24 protein-coding genes and 2 tRNA genes are annotated in these 26,478 nt (G+C 65.1%); 13 read left to right on the top strand and 13 right to left on the bottom strand.

The genetic code is table 11. The features are described 5' to 3' along the window. Nucleotides 1-28 precede the first annotated feature (28 nt). Nucleotides 29-208: a hypothetical protein gene (locus tag EF834_RS11975; RefSeq protein WP_127947461.1), complete on the top strand. Its 180-nt coding sequence runs from the start codon at nt 29-31 to the stop codon at nt 206-208. Between the two features lie 199 nt (nt 209-407). Here EF834_RS11975 and EF834_RS11980 read toward each other — a convergent pair whose 3' ends face one another. Next, on the bottom strand, nt 408-1,667 hold the full coding sequence (locus EF834_RS11980; protein WP_127947462.1) for a TetR/AcrR family transcriptional regulator: 1,260 nt from the start codon (nt 1,665-1,667) through the stop codon (nt 408-410). 667 nt (nt 1,668-2,334) lie between these two features. Between EF834_RS11980 and EF834_RS11985 the strand changes: the two genes are divergently transcribed. Both EF834_RS11985 and EF834_RS18635 read left to right on the top strand, forming a co-directional pair. After that, complete coding sequence (locus tag EF834_RS11985) at nt 2,335-2,709, top strand: nuclear transport factor 2 family protein (protein WP_127947463.1); 375 nt, start codon at nt 2,335-2,337, stop codon at nt 2,707-2,709. Nucleotides 2,710-2,843: 134 nt separating this feature from the next. Then, nucleotides 2,844-2,975: a hypothetical protein gene (locus EF834_RS18635; RefSeq protein WP_268960994.1), complete on the top strand. Its 132-nt coding sequence runs from the start codon at nt 2,844-2,846 to the stop codon at nt 2,973-2,975. A gap of 178 nt (nt 2,976-3,153) precedes the next feature. Here the strand turns inward: EF834_RS18635 and EF834_RS11990 are convergent. The 10 genes from EF834_RS11990 to dnaA form a co-directional block, all read right to left on the bottom strand. Then, nucleotides 3,154-3,226 (bottom strand) — tRNA-Ala (locus EF834_RS11990). A gap of 162 nt (nt 3,227-3,388) precedes the next feature. After that, nucleotides 3,389-3,462: transfer RNA gene (locus EF834_RS11995), tRNA-Ile, on the bottom strand. Nucleotides 3,463-3,537: 75 nt separating this feature from the next. After that, nucleotides 3,538-4,773: a DUF3566 domain-containing protein gene (locus tag EF834_RS12000; RefSeq protein WP_235871145.1), complete on the bottom strand. Its 1,236-nt coding sequence runs from the start codon at nt 4,771-4,773 to the stop codon at nt 3,538-3,540. Continuing rightward, the gene (gene gyrA, locus EF834_RS12005; protein ID WP_127947464.1) at nt 4,774-7,284 is read right to left on the bottom strand and encodes a DNA gyrase subunit A; all 2,511 of its coding nucleotides are present in this window, start codon (nt 7,282-7,284) and stop codon (nt 4,774-4,776) included. It lies immediately after the preceding gene. Nucleotides 7,285-7,365: 81 nt separating this feature from the next. Beyond that, entirely contained in the window at nt 7,366-9,408 is a 2,043-nt protein-coding gene (gene gyrB / locus EF834_RS12010) for a DNA topoisomerase (ATP-hydrolyzing) subunit B (RefSeq protein WP_127947465.1), read from the bottom strand. 318 nt (nt 9,409-9,726) lie between these two features. After that, nucleotides 9,727-10,293 carry a DUF721 family protein gene (locus EF834_RS12015; RefSeq protein ID WP_127947466.1) on the bottom strand — a complete coding sequence of 189 codons (567 nt, stop codon included), beginning with the start codon at nt 10,291-10,293 and terminating at the stop codon, nt 9,727-9,729. Next, the gene (gene recF / locus EF834_RS12020) at nt 10,244-11,515 is read right to left on the bottom strand and encodes a DNA replication/repair protein RecF (protein WP_127947467.1); all 1,272 of its coding nucleotides are present in this window, start codon (nt 11,513-11,515) and stop codon (nt 10,244-10,246) included. The genes EF834_RS12015 and recF overlap by 50 nt, the downstream gene beginning before the upstream one ends. Further along, the gene (gene gnd, locus EF834_RS12025) at nt 11,515-12,438 is read right to left on the bottom strand and encodes a phosphogluconate dehydrogenase (NAD(+)-dependent, decarboxylating) (RefSeq protein WP_127947468.1); all 924 of its coding nucleotides are present in this window, start codon (nt 12,436-12,438) and stop codon (nt 11,515-11,517) included. The genes recF and gnd overlap by 1 nt, the downstream gene beginning before the upstream one ends. A gap of 72 nt (nt 12,439-12,510) precedes the next feature. After that, entirely contained in the window at nt 12,511-13,695 is a 1,185-nt protein-coding gene (gene dnaN, locus EF834_RS12030) for a DNA polymerase III subunit beta (RefSeq protein WP_127947469.1), read from the bottom strand. Between the two features lie 544 nt (nt 13,696-14,239). Further along, a complete protein-coding gene (gene dnaA, locus EF834_RS12035; RefSeq protein WP_127947470.1) occupies nt 14,240-15,955 on the bottom strand; it encodes a chromosomal replication initiator protein DnaA in 1,716 nt (571 codons plus the stop codon). A gap of 709 nt (nt 15,956-16,664) precedes the next feature. Here dnaA and rpmH point away from each other — a divergent pair. The 10 genes from rpmH (at nt 16,665) to EF834_RS12085 (ending at nt 24,721) form a co-directional block, all read left to right on the top strand. Beyond that, nucleotides 16,665-16,808 (top strand): 50S ribosomal protein L34, encoded by a 144-nt coding sequence (gene rpmH, locus EF834_RS12040; protein WP_006550910.1) that lies wholly within the window; start codon nt 16,665-16,667, stop codon nt 16,806-16,808. A gap of 27 nt (nt 16,809-16,835) precedes the next feature. Continuing rightward, on the top strand, nt 16,836-17,213 hold the full coding sequence (gene rnpA, locus EF834_RS12045) for a ribonuclease P protein component (RefSeq protein WP_127947471.1): 378 nt from the start codon (nt 16,836-16,838) through the stop codon (nt 17,211-17,213). Beyond that, complete coding sequence (gene yidD / locus EF834_RS12050; RefSeq protein WP_127947472.1) at nt 17,210-17,548, top strand: membrane protein insertion efficiency factor YidD; 339 nt, start codon at nt 17,210-17,212, stop codon at nt 17,546-17,548. The genes rnpA and yidD overlap by 4 nt, the downstream gene beginning before the upstream one ends. 75 nt (nt 17,549-17,623) lie before the next feature. After that, the gene (yidC, locus tag EF834_RS12055; RefSeq protein WP_127947473.1) at nt 17,624-18,760 is read left to right on the top strand and encodes a membrane protein insertase YidC; all 1,137 of its coding nucleotides are present in this window, start codon (nt 17,624-17,626) and stop codon (nt 18,758-18,760) included. A gap of 21 nt (nt 18,761-18,781) precedes the next feature. Further along, the gene (locus EF834_RS12060) at nt 18,782-19,345 is read left to right on the top strand and encodes a Jag family protein (protein ID WP_127947474.1); all 564 of its coding nucleotides are present in this window, start codon (nt 18,782-18,784) and stop codon (nt 19,343-19,345) included. Nucleotides 19,346-19,443: 98 nt separating this feature from the next. Next, nucleotides 19,444-20,127, top strand: coding sequence for a 16S rRNA (guanine(527)-N(7))-methyltransferase RsmG (rsmG, locus tag EF834_RS12065; RefSeq protein ID WP_127947475.1), 684 nt, complete (start codon nt 19,444-19,446; stop codon nt 20,125-20,127). 755 nt (nt 20,128-20,882) lie between these two features. Next, complete coding sequence (gene rsmG / locus EF834_RS12070) at nt 20,883-21,593, top strand: 16S rRNA (guanine(527)-N(7))-methyltransferase RsmG (protein WP_127947476.1); 711 nt, start codon at nt 20,883-20,885, stop codon at nt 21,591-21,593. 40 nt (nt 21,594-21,633) lie between these two features. Further along, complete coding sequence (locus EF834_RS12075; RefSeq protein ID WP_127947477.1) at nt 21,634-22,626, top strand: ParA family protein; 993 nt, start codon at nt 21,634-21,636, stop codon at nt 22,624-22,626. A gap of 2 nt (nt 22,627-22,628) precedes the next feature. Then, complete coding sequence (locus EF834_RS12080) at nt 22,629-23,816, top strand: ParB/RepB/Spo0J family partition protein (protein ID WP_127947478.1); 1,188 nt, start codon at nt 22,629-22,631, stop codon at nt 23,814-23,816. Between the two features lie 215 nt (nt 23,817-24,031). Continuing rightward, a complete protein-coding gene (locus tag EF834_RS12085; protein ID WP_127947479.1) occupies nt 24,032-24,721 on the top strand; it encodes a GNAT family N-acetyltransferase in 690 nt (229 codons plus the stop codon). A 48-nt stretch (nt 24,722-24,769) separates the two neighbouring features. On the opposite strand, the gene EF834_RS12090 is transcribed toward EF834_RS12085, so the two are convergent. Together EF834_RS12090 and trxA are read right to left on the bottom strand one after the other, a co-directional pair. Next, the gene (locus tag EF834_RS12090) at nt 24,770-25,972 is read right to left on the bottom strand and encodes an N-acetylmuramoyl-L-alanine amidase (protein ID WP_127947480.1); all 1,203 of its coding nucleotides are present in this window, start codon (nt 25,970-25,972) and stop codon (nt 24,770-24,772) included. 154 nt (nt 25,973-26,126) lie between these two features. Continuing rightward, nucleotides 26,127-26,450, bottom strand: coding sequence for a thioredoxin (gene trxA / locus EF834_RS12095; RefSeq protein WP_127947481.1), 324 nt, complete (start codon nt 26,448-26,450; stop codon nt 26,127-26,129). Between the last annotated feature and the right edge of the window lie 28 nt (nt 26,451-26,478).

A 26,478-nucleotide genomic window follows, 5' to 3' on the forward strand; every position in this document is an offset into this window, starting at 1 on the left:
CGCCCACGACGTGTGCAAAAGTGATGTCATGACACGTACCACCAGGAGTGCTGTTGCCCCGACGTCGTCGGCGGGTCGCCGAGTTCTGATCGGCATCGGCACCGCCGTGGCCGCGGCTGCGGCCGCCGCGATCGCGCTCACCCGACGCCCCGAGATGCCGCCGGTGGCGCCGCGTCCGCCGTCACTGAAGGATCCTCGACCGCGGTAACCCTCGCACCGCCACCGCGCCGAGTGGGCGTGAGCGGATTCCGGACACCCACCGCGGTGTGTCTGCCACCGCACCCACGGCACGGTGAGTGTCGTTGCTGCGATTGATGATTCGATTGACTGTCGCCCGGAGGTCCCCGACCCACCACTCCGGCAGCATCGGGGACTCCCCGTACCACATCCCGCCCGGTGTGCTTCCGCTACTTCGGTGACGCACCCCAGAGGACCGTCTCGAGGTTGTACCTCGTCAGACGTTCGGTGGAGATCCGCAGTGCGTGGGTGGACCACAGGATCTCGCCGAGGCACTGAATCACGAGTCGGGTCGACCCGGGCATCGTGATGCTTCCGTCGCGCACGCCCGCCGCACATGCTCGTTCCCACGCCCGGTGCATCTTTCGCCGGTCGAGCTCGAGGAAGTCGAATTTCCCGGTGGCGACGAGCATCGCCCACGACTTGAGAATCGTAACCTCGGGTTCGAACCGTTTGCCTGCCGCGCTACGCACCCGGATGAGCGCGTCGATGGTCTCGAGCGGCGTTCCGCCTACCGCCGCGATCGCCTCGTGCGCCTCCCTCATCCGGGACGAGAACCCCGAGAGGATCGCGACGAGAATCGCATCACGCGAGTCGAAATGGTGATAGAGACTGCCCTGGGTCAACCCGACTGCGTTCGCGATGTCTCGGGTGGTCGTGGCGTCGCAGCCACGTTCGGCGAATACGTGGCGGGCAGCGTCGAGGATGCGATCTCGCCTGTCGGACACTGTCCCGGAGTCGTCGCGATCCCACGACATGATCACTTCACGCGCAACCCGGGCTGCTTTGGAATCGGAGAGATCATCGTCCGCCGGCTTGGTCGCGAGACCGTGGAACATCATGTCCACCATGCAATCCGCGACCCTGCGGGCCGAGGTTCCGGGCGGTGCGACCGTTACGCTGTAGGTCAGCGCAACCCGCAACATCTCACGGAGTATCCGCGTATCTACCTCGGGGCGAACCAGACTAGCGTTTTCGGCGTCGCTGACCAACGTTTGCCACTTCTTGTCCGACCATCGCGGCTCGGAGCTCAGTAGCGTCTCCAATTCCGCGTTTCGCATCTCCGGCACACCGTGACAAACCTGAAGCGCACCAGGGTGCCGCGCGGACACCTCGGCGATCTTCCGCGCCAACCGACGGATCGCATCCAGCGGCGAGTCCGACGGAACCGCAGGGCTCTGCGTGGCGGCGACGACGTCGTCACGGAGCGCGCGGACCATCGTCGCGGCCAGTACCTCCTTCGAAGCGAAGTGGTAGTAGAGGCTGCCGGCCAGCATTCCGGTGTCTGCCGCGATGTCCCGCATCGACGTGCCTGTGTATCCCTTGGCGGCAAACAGATCCGAGGACACCGCGAGGATCTCGGTGCGCTTGTCCTGCTTGTTCCGCCTTCCAGTCTCGGGCGCCAAGGTGGCGCTTCCCGTTCGAGTCATTCCATCCCCCTGCTTCTACGGCCCAAATGGTCGTTCTTCAGACCAGACCGTCGTGTACTCAGACACGCATCGTCTGGTTTCCCTGTTCGGCCCGCCCTGTCACCAACGGACACGCCAAAGTCGGCACCCCCTGCCACATGCCGCGATCGACCTCAACCTCCCCGAACGTCAGCCCGATCGAAGACAGCGTACGTCGGTTGGGTCGATAGGCCCGGCGCAACACCGGACTATGGTCCCATCGCGCCGATTCCGAGCCCGTTGCAGCCGGATCGTTCGAGCGCGTATGCCACTTCCACGTCTCCGGGCGCCCCCGAGTACAGATGTCCGATCCTCCGTGCTTCTCTCGTCGGCTTCTGCTGGGCGACTGGGCCGTCGACACGACCCTGTTCGAGTGACAGCGGATTCTGCTGCGGCGTCAACGTCGGTGTCCGACCGTCGTTTCCTACGCTGCCCGCGGTCCATTCGACGGGTCCGCGATGGCGGTGGATCCGCCTCACTGCGTGCTGCCTTGCGTCACGGTAGTGGTGGCGATGATTGCGGCGGGATTCAGCGGAGGCGGTTCCCGGTCCGACGAGCGGTATGCGTGGCGGGTGCCGAGAGGGTGTGTTCCGAGGGGTCTCACTGGTCTACCCTCGGCTGAAACACGTTCTACCTATGGAGGGGCACAATGCCTGCGTCACCCGAGAGCATCCGGAATACCGTCGAGGCCTACATCAAGTCCGTGGCAACCGGCACCGCGGACGACATTCTGGCGCTCTACGCCGACGGTGCCACGGTCGAGGATCCGGTAGGTACCCCGGTCCGCACCACCCGTGAGTCGATCCGCGAGTTCTATCAGGTCATCGAGCCGCTCGAGCAGGAGGCCGAACTGGTCACTCTGCGCATCGCGGCCAACACCGCAGCATTCCATTTCCGTCTGATCACCAAGATGGGTGACCAGACACTCGAGATCGCGCCCATCGACGTCATGGAGTTCGACGACGACGGCAAGATCGTCAGCATGCGTGCGGTGTGGTCCCAGGAGGACATGATCACCGGCTGAACCGGGTCTGGTTGTCTCCTCGAGAAATCTCGAACACCAGTCCTCTCGTATAACGAATTGGTGCAAATCGAGGTGGTCTGCGGTAGCTTGCCATAGCGCAGAGCGCGTCCACCACATCTCGAAGAGGAGTAGACATGGGTTCAACCCCTGAAGAACTCAAAATGATCGATGACGCCAGTGAGTTGCTCGGCAACGTCGGCAGTGCAATTTCGGGAATCGGCACGGCTCTCGGCTTGATCAGCCTGGTGGCCACAATCCTGCCCTGATCTGAGAGATCGCCTGCGCGCTCGCGCGGACTCCGAAATTCTGGAACAGTGCCCCACCGTCTCACGAGACGGTGGGGCACTGCCGCTCAGAGCCGACCCCCTGGGCGCGAGGCACACGTACGAGAAAGAGCCACCTACTCGCTATCGAGTAAGTGGCTCAGTTCGGCGGATTAACTTGTGGAGCCTAGGAGATTCGAACTCCTGACATCTGCCTTGCAAAGGCAGCGCTCTACCAACTGAGCTAAGGCCCCGTCTGCGCCGTTCCGGTGACCGGATCAGCGACTTGTGACCTCGTGCCAGACATCTGGACCGCGTCGCTTGTCGAGCAACTTGGCTAGTCCGAGTGCAACCAGCAGTCCGGCTCCTGCTATCAGGACGACCTTCATGGTGGTACCCCTTCGTCGGCACGTGGGTGGGCCTAGGAGGACTTGAACCTCCGACCTCTTCGTTATCAGCGAAGCGCTCTAACCGCCTGAGCTATAGGCCCTCGAACCAGCGAGAACAGTACCCCACCGGAGCGCTGGACACCAAAACGAGTCCGGCGGGGCACTGTTTCGGCTGATCAGTCCGGGTCCGCCAACGTGACCTGCACACCGCCGACCAGGTCGGAGCACAGGTTGTAGATGAACGAACCAATTGTCGCGAGTGCCGTCAAAAGCACCATATTCATGAGCCCGATCAAGGCCGAATAACCGAACACCTGCCCGGACGTCACGAGTCCGCCACTGCTCGCGTCGGTGACGATCGAGTTGAAGGCACTGTTGAGTCGGTCCCAGACACCCATGCCGTCAAGCACGACGTAGAGAAGACCGACCGCGACCATCCACACGAAGAACATCGCGACCGAGATCACAAGCGACACCTTGAGTGTCGACCACGGGTCGATGCGGCGCAGCTGAACGGTGGCTCGCAGCTTCTTCCCCTCTGCGGGCGCAGAGACAGTGCGAGGGGCCGCGGTCGGCTTGTGAACATCGACCTGCGCCGTGGATCCGGTAGGTCCGGCGGGTGTAGTGGATCGACTGGGCGCCGGATGACTGACCGACGACAAGTCCGGCATGTCCTTCGCCAGGTCGGTGCGTGCGATGTTGCGGGTTGGCCCATCGATGACGGCCGCCTTCGCCCGGGCGGCCGCCTTGGCGTCCGCTTTTGCCGCACCCCTGTCCCCCGCCTCGGCGCCACCGCCGGGTGCCGGTGCGGGCTGCTTGGGCGCGGCCGCGCCGGCGACGATGGGCGTGTCAGGGCCGCCGACCTGGGCGGGCGGCGGCTTCGCCGGCATCGACGGAGGCTTCGGCGCCGCCGTGCCGGTCACGATCGGCCGGGTCTCGGCGGGCGGCTTCGCCGCACCGTTCGCACCAGGCCGGGAAGGACCGGCTGGGGCCGGGCGGTCGGGCCGATCTCCGTCGGTCTGCTTCGCCACCGGCTGTTGTCCTGGCTGCTCCGACGTCTCGGCTGGCGGCTGCTGCGGTTCCGGCCCCTCCCCGAGATCGGCCGGGCCGGCGACGGGCTTCCCGCCGCTATCCTTGCCGGAATCCCGCGATGCCCGAGGCTCGACCGGATCCTGCGACTGCGGGTCCGGCATGTCGCCTGGATCCTGCTCAACGGGATCCTGCGATGCCCGAGGCTCGACGGGATCCTGCGACTGCGGGTCCGGCTTGCCACCGCGATCCTGCTCAACGGGATCCTGCGATGCCCGAGGCTCGACGGGATCCTGCGATCCCCGGGGCTCGACGGACTCCTCCAACTGCTGGTCCGGCATGTCACCCCTGTCTTGCTCACCGGACCTTTGGGGCGTGCTCAACTACGACTCCTTCGCTCCATCGGAAGCTGTAGCACCTTCTTCTGGTTCGTCTGCATTTCGTGCGATCGCGAGCAGGGTGTCACCCTCCCCGAGATTCATCAACCGCACGCCCTTCGTCTGCCGGCCAGCCTTACGCACCTGCTTTGCTGCGGTGCGAATGACGCCGCCACCCGAGGTGATCGCGTACAGCTCGTCGTCATCGTCGACGATGACCGCACCAACCAGGGTGCCACGTCTCGCGTCGTACTGGATGGTCAGAACACCCTTTCCACCGCGACCCTGTGCGACGTAGTCCTCGATGGGGGTGCGTTTGGCGTATCCGCCCGACGTCGCCACCAGTAGGTACGTACCGTCGCGTACGACGTTGAGTGACAGCAGTTCATCGTCCTGATTGAACCGCATGCCCTGCACACCGGACGTTGCGCGGCCCATCGGGCGCAGCGCGTCGTCAGTCGCGGAGAAGCGGATCGACTGGCCCTTGGCCGAGACGAGCAGCAGATCGTCGTCGGCCGAAGAGAGCACGGCGCCCACCAGCTCGTCTTCGCCGCGCAAATTGACCGCGACGATTCCGCCACTGCGGTTCGAGTCGAAGTCGGTCAGCTTCGACTTCTTGACCAGACCGTTGCGGGTCGCGAGCACCAGGTACGGCGCATCCTCGTAGGACTTGAGCTGGATGATCTGCGCGATCCGTTCGTCCGATTGGAACGCCAACAGGTTCGCGACGTGCTGGCCGCGCGCGGTGCGGTTGGCCTCGGGCAGCTCGTACGCCTTGAGGCGGTACACGCGGCCCTTGGTGGTGAAGAACAGGATCCAGTCGTGCGTAGAGCTGACGAAGAAGTGCTTGACCAGATCGTCCTGCTTGAGGCCGGCACCCTGCACGCCCTTACCGCCGCGCTTCTGTGAGCGGTACAGATCGGTCTTGGTGCGCTTGGCGTACCCGGTCTCGGTGATCGTGACGACCACGTCCTCGCGGGCGATGAGGTCCTCGTCGGTGACGTCGCCGTCGGCGGCGATGATCCGGGTGCGCCTGTCGTCGCCGTACTTGTCGACGATCGCCGTGAGCTCGTCGCGGACGATCGCGCGCTGCCGCTCGGGCTTGTCGAGGATGTCCTTCAGGTCGGCGATCTCGCGTTCGATCTCGGCCAGTTCGTCGATGATCTTCTGACGTTCGAGGGCGGCCAGTTTGCGCAGCTGCATCGCAAGGATCTGGTCGGCCTGGACTTCGTCGACGTCGAGTAGCTCGATCAGGCCGGTCCGGGCGTCCTCGACGGTCTGCGACGCTCGGATCAGGGAGATGACCTGGTCGAGGGCGTCGAGCGCCTTGACCAGACCACGCAGGATGTGGGCCCGGTCTTCCGCCTTGCGCAGCAGGAATCGGGTACGCCGGACGATGACCTCGAGCTGGTGCGACACGTACAGGCGGATCATCTGGTCGAGCCGCAGGGTGCGCGGCACGCCGTCGACGATGGACAGCATGTTCGCACCGAAGCTCGTCTGCAGCTGCGAGTGCTTGTAGAGGTTGTTGACCACCACCTTCGCGACGGCGTCACGCTTGACGACGACGACGATGCGCATGCCCACGCGGTCAGACGACTGGTCCTCGATCTTGGAGATGCCGGCGATCTTGCCGTCGCGCACCTGCTCCGCGATCGACGTGATCAGGTTGTCGGGGTTGACCTGGTATGGCAACTCGGTGATGACGATCTGGGTGGCGCCGCGATCGGATTCCTCCACCTCCACGACGCCGCGCATGCGGATCGAACCACGGCCGGTGCGGTAGGCGTCCTGGATGCCCTGTCCGCCGACGATGAGGCCGGAGGTCGGGAAGTCGGGCCCCTTGACCCGCTCGATGACAGCCTCGAGGGTGGCTTCCTCGTCGGCCTCGTGGTTGTCGAGAGCCCAGTAGATGGCCTCGGCGATCTCGTTGAGGTTGTGCGGCGGGATGTTGGTGGCCATACCGACGGCGATACCGCCGGACCCGTTGATCAGCAGGTTCGGCACGCGGGACGGCAGGACCGTCGGCTCCTGCGTCTTGCCGTCGTAGTTGGCGACGAAATCGACTGTTTCGTGATCGATTTCGCGGGTCATCTCCATCGCGAGCGGCGTGAGTCGGCACTCGGTGTACCGCATCGCGGCCGCGCCGTCGTTGCCTCGGGAACCGAAGTTGCCCTGCCCGTCGACCAGCGGGTAGCGCAGCGACCACGGCTGCGCCATGCGCACGAGAGTGTCGTAGATCGAGGAGTCGCCGTGCGGATGGTAGTTACCCATGGTGTCCGCGACCGGACGAGCGGACTTCACGTATCCGCGGTCCGGGCGGTAGCCGTTGTCATACATGGCGTACAACACGCGGCGGTGGACAGGTTTGAGGCCGTCACGCACGTCGGGCAGCGCGCGACCCACGATCACGCTCATCGCGTAATCGATATAGCTGGACTGCATCTCGTGCTGGATGTCGACCGGTTCGATGCGGTCGTGCGACGGCTCGTCGGGGGGCAACGTCGTGTCGGTCATGAGCTCACTTTCTGATCAAAGACTTCGCGAGCGGGGAGGGCCCGTAAGAGCGGTCCGCGGAGGTGTACGGGCCCGCCCGCCCTACACGTCGAGGAAGCGGACGTCCTTGGCGTTGCGGGTGATGAAGCTACGACGGGCCTCGACGTCCTCGCCCATGAGGACGCTGAACAGCTCGTCGGCGGCCGCGGCGTCGTCGAGGGTGACCTGACGCAGCACACGGGCGGTCGGATCCATCGTGGTCTCCCACAGCTCCTTGGCGTTCATCTCGCCCAAACCCTTGTAGCGCTGGATCCCGTCTTCCTTGTTGATCTTTTTGCCGGCGGCCAGACCCGCCTCGAGGAGACCGTCGCGCTCACGATCGGAATACGCGAACTCCGGCGCGGCACCCTTCTGCCACTTGAGCTTGTACAGCGGCGGCTGCGCCAGATACACGTACCCCTGCTCGACGAGCGGGCGCATGAAGCGGAACAGGAGCGTCAGCAGCAGCGTCGCGATGTGTTGGCCGTCGACGTCGGCGTCGGCCATCAGCACGATCTTGTGATACCGCAGCTTGTTGATGTCGAACTCGTCGTGGATGCCGGTGCCGAACGCGGTGATGATCGACTGGACCTCGGTGTTCTTGAGAACACGGTCGATGCGCGCCTTCTCGACGTTGATGATCTTGCCGCGCAGCGGCAGGATCGCCTGGTACATCGAGTCGCGTCCGGACTTCGCGGAACCACCGGCCGAGTCACCCTCGACGATGTAGATCTCGCACTTGCTCGGATCGTTCGAGCGGCAGTCGGCGAGCTTGCCGGGCAGTCCGCCGATGTCGGTGGCACTCTTGCGACGGACCAGCTCACGCGCCTTGCGGGCCGCGGTGCGTGCCTGCGCCGACGACACCGCCTTGGTCACGATGGTCTTGGCGTCCGCGGGATTCGCCTCGAACCAATGCGAGATGTTCTCGTTGCACGCCTTCTGCACAAAGGACTTGACCTCGGTGTTGCCGAGCTTGGTCTTGGTCTGTCCCTCGAATTGCGGCTCGGCGACCTTGACGGAGATGATCGCGGCGAGCCCCTCGCGAATGTCGTCGCCGGTGAGCTCCGGATCCTTGTCCTTGACGAGCTTCTTCTCCTTCGCGTACCGCTTCACCACCGAGGTGAGCGCGGCGCGGAAGCCCTCCTCGTGGGTTCCGCCCTCGTGGGTGTTGATGGTGTTCGCGAAGGTGTGCACCGACTCCGAGTAGCCGGCGTTCCATTGCATCGCGATCTCGAGCTCGTGGCCGGTGCCCTTGGCGGTGACCCCGACGACAGAGTTGTGGATCGGCTGCTTGGTGCGGTTGATGAAGCGCACGTAGTCTTCGAGCCCGCCCGGGTAGTGATAGATGCGGGACTTGACCTTGGGTGTCGGTGCGGCTGCCTCGGCCTCGGCCTCGGTCGCAGTCTTCGGTGCCTCGGCCATCGTGCTGACGACTTCGTCGGTGATCTCCTCCTCGGCGACACGCTCGTCGGTGAGGGTGATGGTCAGGCCCTTGTTCAGGAATGCCATTTCCTGCAGGCGTCGGGCGACCGTCTCGAAGTTGTAGGTCGTGGTCTCGAAGATGGCCGGGTCTGCCCAGAACCGGACGGTGGTGCCGCTCTCCGACGTCGGTGCGCCTTTCTCGAGGTCGCCGGGCTTGGCGTAGTCGTACATCTGCGACCAGTTGTAGCCGTCACGCTTGATCTCGACCTCGACCTTGGTGGACAGCGCGTTCACGACAGAGATGCCGACACCGTGCAGACCACCGGATACCGCATACGCGTCGGAGTCGAACTTGCCACCGGCGTGCAGCTGGGTGAGCACGACCTCGACTGTCGGGGCGCCGGAGGCGTGCATCCCGACCGGGATGCCGCGACCGTCGTCGACGACCTGGATGCCGCCGTCCTCGAGCATGGTCACCTCGACCTTGCTCGCATGACCGGCCATCGCCTCGTCGACCGAGTTGTCGACGACCTCCCAGATCAGGTGGTGTAGGCCGCGCTCACCGGTGGAACCGATGTACATGCCCGGCCGTTTACGGACGGCTTCCAGCCCCTCTAGGACAGTGATGGAGGAAGCGCCGTAGTTCTTGTTGGAAGTGCTCTTGTTTGACTTCTGGGCAGCCACGGGTTGGTAGCTCTCCTTCTCCGTCCAATGCCGACACGGCTCCACACCTGCGCTTCGAAAGATGGTGGCCAGACGGTGTGTGGCCACCGCGCCCTGCGAGCGGTGCGTCAAGATTCGCCGCTAGTTACCCGACCATCTTACTTGTAGGTACGACATACAGGGCACCTAACACACCCCTGACAGCCCCGTAGGCGCGATTTCTCGGCCTCCGGTGAGTGAATCGCTCGAGAGGCACTCGTCGGAGCGCTGTCCTTTACTACTCGGCCTTGTCTACTACTCGGCCTTGTCTACTACTCGGCCTTGTCCTGCTCGCCCGGATCAGCCGTAGGTGTCACGCGGGCCACGGCCCGGGATGTGCCGTTCGCCCTTTCGCCAGCTCGGCGCAGTAGGGCCTGTGATCCGCAGCGACTTGACGACGCCCTGCCCGACCGCCGCAGCAATCTTCTCGAGGATTTCCGACTGCATCATGCGCAGCTGCGTCGCCCATGCCGTCGATTCCGCCGACACGCTCAGCACCCCTTCCCGCAGGCCCGTCGGCTCGGCGTGGGATGCAATATCCGGCCCCACGACATCCGCCCAGCGCCCGATCACGGTGCCCTCCGACACCCGCGCCGACCAGCCGCGCTGCTTGGCGACGGCGCCGGCGACCACACCGAACGGCTGTGGGTCGCGGTCGTCTGGACCCGCGCCGGACCACGACCGCCGACGTGACCGCAAGGCACGAATACCGCCGGTCCGGGGCGACGCCCTCCCCTGCCCCACCGACTTGCCGCTGGCCTTCGCGGCCGCCCGCGCCTCCTCCAGCGCACGCCGGGCCAGGTCTATGCCCTTCAGCTCAGGGCCCTTCGAGTCGGGGCCCTCCGTCTCGGGCTGCTCTTCGGTCATCGGTCACCTCCCACTGTGATGGGCCATCCATACGGGTGATCAGTGATATCCGTCCTCGCTCGGTGTCGTGGGCCGCAACGCCGAACCGGGTGGCGGACAGCTCGTCGGGCACGTCCTCGGGCACCGCTGCCGTGATGAGGACCTGCTCGGCCCCGGCGGCGATCTCCGCGAGCGCGCTCCGGCGCTTACCGTCCAGCTCCGCGAAAACGTCGTCGAGCATCAGGACCGGATCGCCACCGTCCGCGCGCAGCAGGAAGAATGCACCCAACCGCATCGATAACGTGAATGACCACGATTCCCCATGACTTGCAAAACCTTTCGCGGGCTGATCACCAAGGTACAGTTCCAGGTCATCGCGGTGCGGGCCGACCAGGCACACCCCACGCTCGATCTCCCTCGACCGCATCACCGACAGTTCGTGGAGGAAACTCGCCTCCAATAGTGCGACGTCGTCGCGCTCGGGTTTCCGTGCCGGATCGAGAAGCTCGAGCGGAAGCGAGTCCCCCAGGCTGCTGCGGTAGCGCACCGACGCCGGACGTGACTCGGGAGCCAGCGACCGGTAAGCCGTCACCAGGTGCGGGGCCAGGTCATGCACCAGGCGTAGACGTGCCTCGAGCAATTGGGCACCATGCGCGGCCAGATGACCATCCCAGACGTCGAGGGTCGCAAGGGCGCTCGCCCCCTCGGACGACCGAGATCCCCGGCGGAGCGCACCGCTCGCGGTCTTGAGCAGTGCCGACCGTTGCCGCAGCACCTTGTCGTAGTCGATCCGGACCGCGGCCATGCGAGGTATCCGGGAAGTCAGCAGTTCGTCGAGGAAGCGCCGGCGGTCCCCCGGGTCGCCGCGCACGAGCGACAGATCCTCCGGCGCGAACAACACCGTCTGCAGGATGCCCATGATCTCCCGCGGGCGACCCGTGGGCGACTGATTGATCCTGGCACGGTTGGCCCTACCGTCGTTGATCTCGACGTCGACGCCCAGTTCTCGGCCCTGATTGACCACGAGCGCTCCCACGTACGCCTGGGCCGCTCCCACACGGATCAGCGGTGCGTCGCTCGCCACCCGGTGCGACGACAGCGCCGACAGGTAGCCCAGCGCCTCGAGCAGATTGGTCTTGCCGTGCCCGTTGCGTCCGACGAACACAGTGCAACCGGGCGCGAGGTCGACTGTGACGGCGTCCCACGACCGGAAGTCGCGCAGAGAGAACTTGCGAACGAACACTAGGTTTCGGTCACCGTTCCCGACTGTGTTGTGTTTGGCTGTCGGGCCGGCCGGACGGAATGCCCGCCGAACTGATTGCGCAGCGCCGACACCGCCTTCATCGCCGGTGCGTCCGGCTGCCGGGACGCGAAGCGCGCGAACAGTGCCGCCGACATGACCGGCGCCGGGACTGCATGATCCAGAGCTTCCCGCACCGTCCACCGTCCCTCGCCGGAATCCTCTGTGTACCCGGAAATCTCCTCGAACCCGGGATCCTCGGCGAGCGCCTTCACCAGCAGCTCGAGCAGCCAGGACCGCACGACAGTGCCGTGCGTCCACGCCTGCAGCACGCCGTGGACATCGGTGACCAGGTCCTCGGCCTCGAGGAGCTCGTAACCCTCGGCGTAGGCCTGCATGAGCCCATACTCGACGCCGTTGTGGACCATCTTGGCGTAGTGACCGGCCCCGACCGGACCGGCGTGGACGAAACCTCCGGCACGTTCGCCCTCGGGACGCAGTGCGTCGAAGATCGGCATCGCCCGCTGGACGTCCGCGTCCGAGCCTCCGACCATCAGGCCGTATCCCTCGTCGAGCCCCCAGATTCCCCCGGAGACACCGCAGTCCAGGTAGCCGACGCCGGAGGCGGCGAGAAGGTCCGCGTGGCCGCGATCGTCGGTGTAGCGGGAGTTCCCGCCGTCTATCACCAGATCCCCGGTCTCGAGTACGGATGCCAGCTCGCTGATCGTGTCTCGAGTGATCTTCCCGGCCGGCACCATCACCCACACGAGCCGGGGTGTGGTCAGCGACGCCACCAACTCGGTGAGGGAGCCGACGTCCGTGACCTCGGGGCGAGGATCGTAGCCGACGACCTCGTGGCCCCGATCCCGCAGCCGCGCGCGCATGTTGAAGCCCATCTTGCCGAGTCCGACCAGTCCGAGCTGCATCGTGAGATGTCCCTCCACTAGTGGTGATTCGAGCTCGCTTCGCGGCCTCCTCCAACTACCGGTCGACGCCCGTCAGCCCGGCAGACGCACCGGCATCAGCAGGTAGGTGTACTCGCTGTCGGGGGCCGGGAAGGTACCGGACTCGCCTTGCACGGGCTCTTCCTCGGTGACCGGCCGCAGCACCGCGGGTCGGCTCGAGGTGGTGAAGCCAAAGGACACACGGTCCGAATGCAACGATGTCAAACCGTCGATGAGGTAGCCCGGGTTGAAGGCAATCGTCAGCGGCTCACCCTGGAAGTCGGCCTCGAGGGACTCCTCGGCGCGACCGGCGTCGTCCCCACCAGCGGAAAGCAGCAGGCCGTTGTCGTTGAACTCCAGTCGCACCTGGGCGCCACGCTCGGCGACGAGAGCCACGCGCTTGATCGCCTCGACGAGCGGCGTGACCTCCACGGTCGCCATCGCGGTGTGCTCGGCCGGCAGCAACTGCCGGAACTTCGGGAACTCGGCGTCGAGCAGCCGCGTCGTGGTGCGGCGGCCGTCGGCGACGATGCCGAGCATGCCCTCCGTACCGACCGATGAACCGGCGCCGAGTGCCAGTTCGACCGGTGAGAGCGTGCTTCCGCCGAGGGTTTTCGCGGATTCGGACAGTGTCTTGGCCGGAACGAGCACCGCGGCCGAGGTGTCACCCGCGGTCGGCATCCACTCGAGTCGGCGGACCGCGAGTCGGAATCGGTCGGTGGCGGCCAGCACGACATTGGTGCCCTCGATCTCGACGCGGATACCGGTGAGCATGGGCAGAGTGTCGTCCTTGCCGGCGGCAACGGCGACCTGGCCGACGGCCTCGGCGAACAGATCCACGGGCAGCGAGCCGGTCTGCTGCGGCATCGCGGGCAGCTGCGGGTAATCCTCGACTGGCATGGTCGGCAGCGAGAACTTGGCGCTACCGCAGGTGATGAGCACATGGGTGCCGTCGACGGTCACATCGACCGGCTTGTTGGGTAGCGCTCGAGTGATGTCGGCGAGCAGTTTTCCGGACACGAGCACCTGGCCGGTGCCGGCGACCTCAGCGGAGACGCGGACCTGCGCGGAGACCTCGTAGTCGAAGCCGGAGACGGTCAGCCCCTGATCGTCGGCACCGAGCAGTACACCGCCGAGCACTGGTACCGGCGGCCGAGACGGCAGGCTGCGCGCGACCCATGCCACGGAGTCGGCGAAGTCCTCCCGAGCAACGCGAAACTTCATGCTTCCAAGCTCCATCGCTCAGGTGTTCCTCTCGGTAGGCATGGACGGGTCGGCAACGGCTGCGCTAGCAGTCTGACACAACGACCAGGGGACACCGTATGCGTTCGGGCATCGTGTTGGAAAGCCAGTGTCGACTCCTCGAGAGACCTCGAGCGTGCATGAACAGGCGGCCTGCGCCGGATGTTCACAAGCCCTGTTCTTAAGGGATCTCTCTCGAGAAGATTTAAATCGTAGTAATAGGCACTGTGGAATCTGTGGATCGAGGCGAGCAACCGCTGGTCGCGACCGCTCGAGGCATGGGGAGTTCTCGAGGACGTTCTCGAGGACAAATCCGGCGCGGGTGTGGACATCTCGAGATGGCTCAAAGTTGTCCTACCGTTCTCCACAGCGATCACAGCTTATACACACGCCTATCCACAGGTGTGAGTTCAATGGAATTCCTTTCTCGAGTGCCCGGGAAAAAGCGAAGCCGTACGGCGTTCTCGCGCAGATTTGGACGCCGGATGCAGTTCGGGCGCCTCGAGGATGTCTCGAGGCGCCCGAACGATCAGCTGAACTCTCAGCTCTTGGAGCGTTGCTTGATCCGAGCCGTTAGCTCCTGGACCTGGTCGTACACCTTGCGGCGCTCGGTCATCTCCTTGCGGATCTTCTTGTCCGCGTACATGACCGTGGTGTGATCCCTGCCGAACGTCTGTCCGATCTTCGGCAGGGATAGATCGGTGAGTTCACGGCACAGGTACATCGCGATCTGGCGAGCCTGCGCGAGCGGACGAGCCTTGCCGGGGCCACACAGGTCGTCGATCGACGTGTTGAAGTACTCGGCCGTCACCGCCATGATCGTGGAGGCATTGATCTCGAGTGCCGCCGAATCGGGCATCAGGTCACGCAGCACGACCTCGGCGAGCTTGAGGTCGAGTGCCTGTCGGTTGAGTGACGCGAACGCCGTCACTCGAATCAATGCACCCTCGAGTTCGCGGATGTTGCGCTCGATCCGACTGGCGATCAACTCGAGGACGTCGTACGGGACGTCCAGTCGGTCCATCCGCGCCTTCTTCGACAGGATCGCGATCCGAGTCTCGAGTTCGGGCGGCTGGACGTCGGTGATGAGGCCCCACTCGAAGCGAGTGCGCAACCTCTCCTCCAGGGTGGCCAGTTGCTTCGGCGGCCGGTCCGACGACACCACGATCTGCTTGTTCGCGTTGTGCAGCGTGTTGAAGGTGTGGAAGAACTCTTCCTGGATACCTTCCTTGCCCTCGATGAACTGGATGTCGTCGACGAGCAGGATGTCGGTCTCACGGTAGCGGCGCTTGAACGCAACCTTGCGGTCGTCACGAAGGCTGTTGATGAAGTCGTTCGTGAACTCCTCGGTGGAGACGTACTTGACCCGCATCCCCGGGAACAGGCGCTGTGCGTAGTGGCCGGCGGCATGCAGGAGATGGGTCTTACCCAAGCCCGACGCACCCCAGATGAACAGCGGGTTGTAGGCGCGCGCCGGTGCCTCCGCGATCGCGACCGCCGCCGCGTGGGCGAATCGGTTCGAGGCGCCGATGACGAACGTGTCGAACGTGTACTTCGAATTCAGACTGTTGCCACCCGAGGATTCGGCCGACGGCCCCTTCGGCGGCTGCGTGAAGTAGGACGGCCACGACTCGTGGACGCTGTCGATCGCTGCCCGCTCGTCGTCGACCTCCTCCTGCTCGGCCTGGTCTGCCACTGCGGCTTCGGCCGCACCCATAGCCGGGTGACTTCGGCGAAGCGGGCCGGGGTCATCGGTGACGGTAGTGCCCGGGTACTGAGAATGCTCCGAACCGTGGACTGCGCCTGGGCCTGGTTCTCGAGACCCGGGTTCTCGAGAAGCGGATTCCCGGGAAGCCACTTCCCTGGACACCGCTTCCGTGGACACCGAATCTCTGGGTCCCGAATCTCTGGGTCCCGAATCTCTGGATACAGACTCGGCGTCGTCGGCCTTCGCCGGCACGTTCCGCTCATCGGTGTCGTCGGGTGCGGCGATGCGCACTCCGAGGCCCTCGACCCTCTGGCCAAGGTGCAGGTTGAGTGCCCGCAGAATCGGTTCCCGCAGGTCTCGCTCGATCGCTTCCTGCGCGAGCGGCGACGGCACCGACAGCAGCGCGAAGCCCTGCGCATATGTCAGCGGCCTGACCAGTGCGAGCCACGCCTTCTGGGCCTTGGTCAGGGCGGTGTCCTCGGAGCCGGAGGTCAGCTCTGCAACGACGTCGCGCCAGACATTCGCCAAGGCGTTCGGATCGTCGTTCACTGTATGTCCTCCCCGAGCCTGCGCCGGCCCGGCCCCAGGTCGTCTGTTGGTCGCGGTCGTCTGTCGAATGAGCTCCCCCGGAGAGGCCGAACCCCCTACTGGGCAACGAATATGCCACCCGAACTGTGTTTCCACATAATTATCCACAGATGTGGACAACGCCCGAGATGGGGGTTTGCGGGTCCGGACCCGAGCCTTTCGAAGCCCTCTAGGCCCTCACCTGGCGGAACGCTCTGGTGAATGAAGAAGTTTCGATGCTACCCGCGTCGGTTCGGTCCACGCGCGCGAGTGTTGGTTCTCGTGCAGACGCGGTTCTCGTGCCGCGGTCGGGGATTGCTGCCGCGCGCCACACGACGTCCATGTCGCAGCGCGAGCGCCGGAACCTGTGGCTGTGCCATGCAGGGACGGTAGCAACCAGGAGGTTGGTTTACAGCAATTCCCGAGGATTTGATGGAAATCGATCGCGCGGACCGCACAGAGGCCCCCTCGTTGCAAGGATCCGGGCGATCGAGGCGTGTCACTCGCGCCGTTGGGGGCCGATCTCGGTTTGACCTCACTCGAGCGTGTCAGTACCCTCGAACAGTCACCCAATGGTGAAGGATACGTGCTGGCCGGAGGTCGGTGCCCAGGTCCCATCGTGTGATCACCAAGTTTCCGTTCAATGTAAGACCGATGCCGACTGGCGTCAGAACTTCGAGGAGTGTTGACCGTGGCCAAGGGCAAGCGGACGTTCCAGCCGAACAATCGCCGCCGCGCGCGCGTTCACGGCTTCCGTCTCCGTATGCGGACCCGCGCGGGCCGCGCAATTGTTTCGGCGCGTCGCCGCAAGGGCCGCGCTTCGCTCACCGCCTGATTCCGAACCTGCTTCCGGGAGCTCGGGGTGTTACCTGAGCCGTATCGCCTTCGCCGCAGCGCGGACTTCTCCGCGACGGTGCGTGGTGGGCGTCGAATGGGCAGGCGAGATCTCGTTGTTCACGCCCTGGAGCGTGAAGCAGCAGACTCGTTGGTGAGTGTCAATGGGCCCCGTTTCGGGCTCGTCGTAAGCAAGGCTGTCGGGCCGGCGGTGATTCGGCATAGAGTCGCCCGCCGGTTTCGTCATATCTGCGCCGGGTTGATCGACGCCGTTCCGGTCGACACCGACGTGGTGATCCGCGCGTTGCCGGGATCGGCAACCGCAAGTTCCCGGGAACTCGACAAACAGCTGCGATCCGTGCTCCGAAAGCTGGATCTGTTGGCTGGCGAAGGCGATCCGGTATGAGCAACGAACACGACGTCGCGCGAGCCGAATCTGGTTCGCGCTCTTCGCTGTTCGCGGCGAACCTCTTGACGTCGCTGCGAAGTCTTCCCGCGCGCGTCCTGATCTTTCTGATCGAGCTGTACCGAACCTACGTGTCCCCTCTGCGACTGCCGACGTGTCGGTTCACGCCGACCTGCAGTGAGTACGCGGTCGACGCGCTACGCACGCACGGTGCGATCAAGGGTTCGGCGCTCACCGTGGTGCGACTCGTGAAGTGCGCGCCCTGGCACCCTGGTGGGTGGGACCCCGTCCCCGAACGTCGAGGTCGGCATCTCCACCATGTGAGTCGGGAATGACGCGCCGCGCTCGCCCAGAACCTGCCCAACACCACGGTGTGGTGAACGTGGACGAACAGAGGAGTGCTTAGAGCCGTGCTCGACTTCATTTACTATCCGGTGTCCGGGATCCTATGGGTCTGGCACAAGGTGTTCGGAGCCGTTCTCGGTGCCGATAACGGTTTCGCGTGGGCGTTGTCGGTGATGTTCCTGGTGTTCACGCTGCGCGCCATCCTTTACAAGCCCTTCGTCAGGCAGGTGCGTACGACGCGGCAGATGCAGGAGTTGCAGCCGCAGATCAAGGCGTTGCAGAAGAAGTACTCGAAGGACCGCCAGCGCATGGCGGTGGAGATGCAGAAGCTCCAGAAGGAGCACGGTTTCAATCCGGTGATGGGCTGCCTGCCCGTTCTGTTGCAGGCCCCGGTGTTCATCGGTCTGTTCCACGTCCTGCGCTCGTTCAACCGCACCGGTACCGGCTTCGGTGGGCTCGGGATGTCGGTGGAAGAGAATGCGAACACCCCGAACTACTTCTTCAGCGCTGACGACGTCCAGTCGTTCCTGAGTGCGCGCCTGTTCGGCGCTCCGATCTCCTCGTTCATCACGATGCCGAGGGAGACACTCGAGTCGTTCGGTGCCTACGGCACGGTGCCTTCTGTCGCGAACATTGCGGCCGTTTCCATTCCGCTCATGATCCTCGCGTCGGTTGCCACGCACTTCAACTCGCGAGCGTCGGTGGCACGCCAGAGCCCCGCGGCCGCAGCGAACCCGCAGTCCGCGATCATGAACAAGCTCGCGCTGTGGGTGTTCCCGCTCGGTGTCCTCGTCGGTGGCCCCTTCCTGATGATCGCAATCCTGCTGTACTGGGTGGCGAACAACATCTGGACGTACGCACAGCAGCACATCGTGTTCCGGCGGATCGACGCGGAGGAGAGCGCCAAGAAGCAAGCCGCGATGGAGCGCCGCGCAGACACCGCGCCCAAGCCCGGGGCTCGGCCCACGAGAGACAAGCGAAAGCGGCAGGCCCCACAGAAATCCTCCCCCGCCGTCAACCCGGAGTCCGGAGCCAAGGACAAGGCAGCCGACAAGGGAGCCACGGACCAGGGAACTGAGGACAAGACCGAGAGCGCCGACGCGTCCGGCGAGAGCACGAACGGGGACGGCTCGACGCCCCGGCCTCCCAAGCCGCGGCCGTCCACCAATCGCCCCAGGAGCAACAAGCGCAAGCGGCGCTGACCTCGAGAAGAGAGAACGACGATGACCAGTGAGCAGGACACTGCCCGGGACGGGGAGAGCGGAGAGGGCACGGATGTGGCACTCGAGACTCAGAATGCCGATCAGACGGCGGACACCGAGGTCGAGGACGATCTGATCGAGGAGGGTGAGATCGCAGGAGACTACCTCGAACAATTACTCGACATTCTGGATTTTGACGGCGACATCGACCTCGATGTCGAGGGCGATCGCGCGGTCGTGAGCATCGACGGTGGCAAGGATCTGTCGAAGCTGGTCGGCCGCAAGGGTGAAGTTCTCGACGCGCTGCAGGAGCTGACGCGGCTCGCGGTCCAACAGTCCACCGGGGTGCGCAGCCGTCTGATGCTCGACGTAGCGGGCTGGCGCGCCGGCCGCCGCACAGAACTCAGCTCACTTGGCAAGGCTGCGGCCGAGCGGGTGCTCGCTTCCGGTGAACGCGAGGAAATGGCGGCGATGACGCCGTTCGAACGCAAGATCGTGCACGACGCCGTTGCGAGTGTCGACGGCGTCTCCAGTGAGAGCGAAGGTGTCGAGCCGAACCGACGCGTCGTCATCCTCAAGGACTGACGCACGCCCGCTCGTCCGAGCCAAGGGCCTCGGGTCCCCAGTCGTGAGACTGGACCCGAGGCCCTCTCTTGTTGTTGTGGGGTGGTGGGTTGGGAAGGATGTTTCACGTGGAACTGGTTGATGAGCAGTGGGACGTTGTCGGTGCGGCGGGGCGGGTGTTCGGTGATCGGGTGGGGTTGGCGCGGGCGTATCACGCGTCGTTGGCGTCCGATGGTGTGGAGCGGGGACTGATCGGTCCGCGTGAGGTGCCGCGGTTGTGGGTGCGGCATGTGCTCAACTGCGCGGTGTTGGGTGAGCTGGTGGGGGTCGGCGAGACGGTGGTGGATGTGGGGTCGGGGGCGGGGTTGCCGGGGATTCCGTTGGCGATTGCGCGTCCGGATGTGCAGGTGACGTTGGTGGAGTCGTTGTTGCGTCGGTCGGTGTACTTGCAGGAGTTCGTGGATGCGGCCGGGTTGTCGAATGTACGGGTCGTGCGGGGGCGGGCGGAGCAGGCGGGGGTGGTGAAGGAGGTGGGTGGCGCCGACGTGGTGACCTCTCGTGCGGTGGCGCCGTTGGAGCGGTTGGTGCGGTGGTCGCTGCCGTTGGTGCGTGTGGGTGGGAGGATGTTGGCGGTGAAGGGTTCGAGTGCGGCGGAGGAGGTTTCCCGGGATCGTGCATCCCTCGCCCGGTTGGGGGCCGGCAAGCTCGAGGTGGTCGAGTGTGGTGGTGGTGTGTTGCCGGTGCCGACGATCGTGGTTCGAGCAGAACGCGTCGCGCACCATCGCCATCGCGGTCGGCGCTGACACCGTGACCGTGAACCCCTACTCCTTCCAGTCAATCCGCGCCGATATCCACGAGGACGAGGCCGAGCCTTCGGATGCATCACGACCAGGATTCGGCGTCTGGGTGTAACCGATTCCGGTCGGCGGGTCCGCCAGAGAAGCCGCCACGGTCCCTTCCCCGGTTTCTCAGTCTCGTGTAGTGGTGACTTCACAGCAGGCCAGTCTTCCAACGGGTGGCGTCGGTCCGATCGATGTTTCACGCGAATCACGACGCACGGCGAAAAGAAACTCTAGATCGCCGTTGGCATCATTCTGGGACGCGATGTCCCCCATGCCCGGGGCACCAATAGAATTCGTCACTGTGACGGCGAGTTGGCCAGCTGCGATACCCATTCGTGGGTCCGCCTTCGGGGCAGCATTCCGGGCCCAAGGACCTGTGCCCCATTCTGTCGTCGCCATACACAATCCGTGCCATGAGGTGAGCCCGGACAGTCTCCGGCGCGGCCCGTGATTCACGTGAAACACTCGTGCGAGGTTGTGTTCATGGCATCACCGCCAGCGGCACCCCGAAGCGCGTCCTGACCGCGTCTGCGGGAGGGGCCTGCACCTCGGTCCGACGGCTTGTTTCACGTGGAACTGTTTCACGTGGAACTTCCAGGACCCGTGAGGTCTTCAGGTCCGAAGCCTCCCTCCCCCGGGGGTCGCTAGCGAGAAGGACGGGTGTCAGTGTGTGAGCCCGGTTTCCGGGTTGGTTGTGGGGTGGTGGGTTGGGAAGGATGTTTCACGTGGAACTGGTTGATGAGCAGTGGGACGTTGTCGGTGCGGCGGGGCGGGTGTTCGGTGATCGGGTGGGGTTGGCGCGGGCGTATCACGCGTCGTTGGCGTCCGATGGTGTGGAGCGGGGACTGATCGGTCCGCGTGAGGTGCCGCGGTTGTGGGTGCGGCATGTGCTCAACTGCGCGGTGTTGGGTGAGCTGGTGGGGGTCGGCGAGACGGTGGTGGATGTGGGGTCGGGGGCGGGGTTGCCGGGGATTCCGTTGGCGATTGCGCGTCCGGATGTGCAGGTGACGTTGGTGGAGTCGTTGTTGCGTCGGTCGGTGTACTTGCAGGAGTTCGTGGATGCGGCCGGGTTGTCGAATGTACGGGTCGTGCGGGGGCGGGCGGAGCAGGCGGGGGTGGTGAAGGAGGTGGGTGGCGCCGACGTGGTGACCTCTCGTGCGGTGGCGCCGTTGGAGCGGTTGGTGCGGTGGTCGCTGCCGTTGGTGCGTGTGGGTGGGAGGATGTTGGCGGTGAAGGGTTCGAGTGCGGCGGAGGAGGTTTCCCGGGATCGTGCATCCCTCGCCCGGTTGGGGGCCGGCAAGCTCGAGGTGGTCGAGTGTGGTGGTGGTGTGTTGCCGGTGCCGACGATCGTGGTTCGAGCAGAACGCGTCGCACGCCACAATCGCCGGCACCGCGAGGCTACGGGGACTCGAGGCTTTGATAGTTGAGAATTGCGTCATGCGAAGTCATCAAGTGAAGGAGCAATAGATGTCGGCTGGAGCTGAATCCGCCGTTTCACGTGAAACTGCAACCCCGACGGACTCGATGAACGACAGTCGAGATCAAGACTTCACCCATGCCCCCTACGAAGAAGTTTCTCTTGCGGACACCCCGATAGGGGCCGCCGCGCAGCGGGCAAGTCAGGTGCTCCACCCCGGGGCGGCCACTCTGCCCAAGCCGCCGCAGCGTCGCGTGTTCACGGTCGCCAACCAGAAGGGCGGTGTCGGTAAGACGACCTCGACGGTCAATCTGGCAGCGGCGCTCGCGGTCCAGGGGCTGACTGTCCTGGTCGTCGATCTCGATCCGCAGGGCAACGCGAGCACCGCGCTCGGCATCCCGCACACGTCGGGAACGCCGTCGAGCTACGAACTACTCCTCGGCGAGGTGACCGCGAAGGAAGCGATCCAGCAGAGCCCGCACAGCGACCGCCTCTACTGCATTCCCGCGACCATCGATCTGGCTGGCGCGGAGATCGAGCTCGTGTCGATGGTGGCGCGCGAGAACCGACTCAAGAATGCGTTGTCCGAGGCGGCGCTCGCCGATGTTGATGCGGACTTCATCCTCATCGACTGCCCACCGTCGCTGGGGCTGCTGACCGTCAACGCGTTGGTCGCGGCGAAGGAGGTGCTGATTCCGATCCAGTGCGAGTACTACGCGCTCGAGGGCGTCGGGCAGCTACTCCGAAACATCGAACTCGTACAGGCACACCTGAACCGGGAGCTGCACGTTTCCACTGTCTTGCTGACGATGTACGACGCACGGACCAAGCTCGCCGATCAGGTGGCCGACGAGGTGCGCAACCACTTTGGAGACGCTGTCCTGCGCGCCGTGATTCCGCGGTCGGTCAAGGTGTCCGAGGCTCCCGGCTACGGCATGACCGTCCTCGACTACGATCCCGGATCACGGGGGGCGCTGAGCTATCTTGACGCCGGCCGAGAACTCGCGGCACGCGGGATGACTACCACGACGCAGGAGCAGTAGAGATGGCGCAGACACGCAAGGGAGGACTCGGCCGAGGACTGGCGGCACTGATCCCCACCGGTCCCTCGGGCGGCGGCCCGGGGCTGGGTGATGCAGCCGCGGATCTCATCATCGGAACCTCCGTTCCGGCGACCGCCGCGCCCGCAGAGCCCGCAGAAACAGCGCCCGCAGAAACAGCGACGGAAGCCACGTCTAAGCCGGCGCAGGGGGAAACGGAAAGTCAGACAACGGTCCGCGACAACGCCGTGACGGACGGCGCTGTGACGGAAAGTGTCGTGACGGACGGCGCCGCCGGGACCGCTCCGGCTCCGGCGCCATCGGCGGGAACCGGTGACTCGGCGGGAACCGGTAACGAACAACTCTCCCCCGCCGGTGCGGTATACCACGAGATCCCACCGCACCTGATCGAGCCGAACCCCAAGCAGCCGCGTTCGGTCTTCGACGAGGAGGCACTCGCCGAGCTGGTGCACTCGATCCGTGAGTTCGGGCTGATGCAGCCGGTCGTGGTCCGCAGGGTGGGCTCCGAGCAGTATCAGCTCGTCATGGGTGAGCGTCGTTGGCGGGCCAGCCAGATCGCGGGCCTCGAGGCGATCCCGGCGATCGTCCGTGAGACCGCAGACGACTCGATGCTGCGTGACGCGCTGCTGGAGAACATCCACCGGGTGCAGCTGAACCCGCTCGAAGAGGCCGCCGCATACCAGCAGCTACTCGAGGAGTTCGAGGTCACCCACGAGGAGCTAGCGGTCCGGATCGGACGCTCCCGTCCCGTCGTGACGAACATGATCCGGCTGCTCAAGCTCCCCATCCCGGTGCAGCGGAGGGTGGCGGCCGGTGTGCTGTCTGCCGGACACGCGCGGGCACTGCTCTCGCTCGAGGCCGGAGCCGACGCGCAGGAGGCCCTGGCGGCCCGCATCGTCGCCGAGGGCATGTCGGTACGGGCAACGGAGGAAGCGGTGATTCTCGCCAACCGCGAGGACCCCTCTCCTACCCCACCGGTCAAGCGGCAGCCGATCCAGATGCCGGGCCTTCAGGATGTCGCCGAGCGGCTGTCGAACTCGTTCGACACCCGTGTCACGGTGAGCCTCGGCAAGCGGAAGGGCAAGATCGTTGTCGAGTTCGGCTCGGTCGAAGATCTGGAACGGATCGTGACAATGATGGAGACGCAGGCAGGCGACGGAAGCTCTTCCTGAGCCGACCCTTATCCCGCAACCAATACGTCACTGTGACGATCGAGCCGTGTGTCTGTGCCCGATACCGCTGAGCGCGGAACCAACGGGCGGGCCGGCCGAATGTCGCTGGTGCGCTGAGGACGGAACTATCCCCTATCCTGGAGGGTAGTTCCGTCGAGGCGGGTGAGACTCCCCGAGTGGTATGGAGGCTGGGGGCATGGAGGCTGGCGAACACGGTGTCGACTAGCATCACATCACTTACCCTGGAGGGTCTCGACAAGCTGTCATCGCACGCGCGGCGATGCGTCTTCTGGGAGATGGACCCAGCGGTCCGCACCTCTCCCGAGTTCCGCGATCTTCACGATCCCGAGTTCGAGAAGGAAGCGTGGCTGTCGATGGTCATGCTCGAATGGGGATCTTGCGGCCAGGTGGCCCTGGTCGATGACAAGCCCGCGGGCTGCGCCCTGTACGCCCCACCGAGCATGGTGCCCCGAGCCGACCTGTTCCCCACCTCCCCCGTCAGCGCTGATGCCATCCTCCTGACCACGATGCGGCTCGAACCCATAGGCGAGGAACACGGCCTGGGTGCGACGCTGATCCAGGCCGCCGTCGGTGATCTCATCCGACGCGGCGTCCGAGCCCTCGAGGCGTTCGGGATTCGCGGCGTCGACGCATCCAGTGACGTCCCGGCCGCCACAGCGGCCTTGGAGTGCTCGCCGCAGGAGTGCATGATCAACGCCGACTTCCTGGAGGACATCGGATTCGAAGTGGTCGCACCACACCACCGGTTCCCGCGCCTTCGGCTGGAACTCGACCGGGACCACCTGTGGAAGGCGGACGTCGAGGCGGCCCTGGACCGGCTCCTGGAGGTCGCATCCTTGTCGGTGGTCGATATCGGCGAAAAAAGCGCCGTGGGGGCCTGCTAGGCCCGTTCTCGGGCCCAGGAGAACGCGGCGAGGGGTCCGGTGGTGTGCCTACCCGAGACGGTCGGCGCTGGACAGTTCCTCGGCGAGCAACTCGGCGAAGGTGAACGTCCCAGTGGGTGCATCGTCCTGCCCCAGGAGGTACAGGCGCTTGACCGAGATGAGGATAGCCTCGGCGATCGTGTCGCGCTGTCGAGGATCGGTGAGCACTGCGACGTCGAAATCGTTTGTGAGATAACCGATGTCGACTTGGACGGTCGGCATCTTGGTGAGCCGTAACAGATCCCAGGTTCTCCCGTGAGTCCTGCAGTCCCGCAACGGCGTTCGCGCCACAATCTCTCGCTGGATGAAACCGGTGAGGATTTGCCCGATCGTCGACGTCGATCCGTGCGAGTTGCCGAAGTGGAAGCTCGCGACACCGCTCGCGGAGGGACTGACGTGGCTGTCACACCGCAGCGCGATCATCAAGTCGGCGTCGAACTTGTTCGAGGTCTCGGCGCGCTCGGCGTCGCTGAGGTCGGCGTACTGCGGACGTGAGAGGAAGGTCTCCATGCCGGTCGCAGCCATTCGGCCCTCCAGCCGGCTCGCGAGATCCCACAGAATCTCGGCCTCGCTCATCGGGCCGCTCGGCGTGTTCACGATCGAGCCGGTATTGGGGCCACCGAGACCGGGATCGATCACGATCCGCTTGCCGCTCAGTTGCGGGCCGGATCGGCGGACCAGTTCCTGCTCGCTGATGGCGTGCGGCGAACCACCCGAGACACGGGTGCCGAGCAACTGGAGCGAGCGCAGCGTTGCGGGGCCGCAGATACCGTCGGCTGCGATGCCGATCTCACGCTGAAACGAGCTGAGCGCGTCATGGGTCTGCGGGCCGAAGTAGCCGTCGACGCGGCCGATGTAGAAGCCCAGGTCCTGCAGGCGGGTCTGGAGCGCAGCGACATCGTCGCCGTACAGCGGGGCGGACAGCTGATAGATCAGGGTGCGGGCGCCGAGCCGGTACGACGCTTCCTTGAGGGATCGATAGGTCGCCGGACCGACGATGCCATCGACAAGCAGGCCGCGCTGCTGCTGGAACGCGCGAACCGCGGAGTCGAGATGGTGATCGAACACGGCGTCGGGCGCGACCCAGTGCGAGCCCTGCACCGCTTCGCGGTGGGTGTCTGCAACTCCGTTGTGGAGGAAACCCAGGCCAGTCAAAGTACCCCGAATCTCGGCGACGGCGGGGCCGTGATCGCCGTGACGGAGTAGCTGCATGCTCGTGGCCTTTCTTTGCTGACGTCGTTCGATTCTCTCAGACCGTTCCGGGCGGTCGGCAGTCTAGTAGGCCACAGTGTGACAAGGCTGTAGTGGCGGTCAGGTCACACTGTGGCCGAATCGAGGCCCGCGGGCCGAGCGGAGCGGGGTGGGATCAGAGCACGTCGGCGAGATCCTTGAGGAGGGCTGCCTTGCCCTTCGCGCCGACGATCGTCTTCACGGGCTCGCCGCCCTGGAAGAGGATCATCGTCGGGATCGACATCACCTGGAAGTCGCGGGCTGCGCCGGGGTTCTGGTCGATGTCCAGCTTCGCGACCGTGAGCTTGTCGGCGTGCTCGCCGGCGATCTCGTCGAGCACCGGGGCCACCATCTTGCATGGGCCGCACCAGGTGGCCCAAAAGTCGACGAGCACGGGCTTCTCGGAATCGAGAACCTCCTGCTTGAACGAGTCGTCATTGATCGTGATTGTGTTCGCCACGGATCCTCCTGGATCTTGAGTAGAAGAC

The sequence above is a fragment of the Rhodococcus spongiicola genome (genome assembly GCF_004011835.1).
GTDB classification, from domain to species: Bacteria; Actinomycetota; Actinomycetes; order Mycobacteriales; family Mycobacteriaceae; genus Prescottella; species Prescottella spongiicola.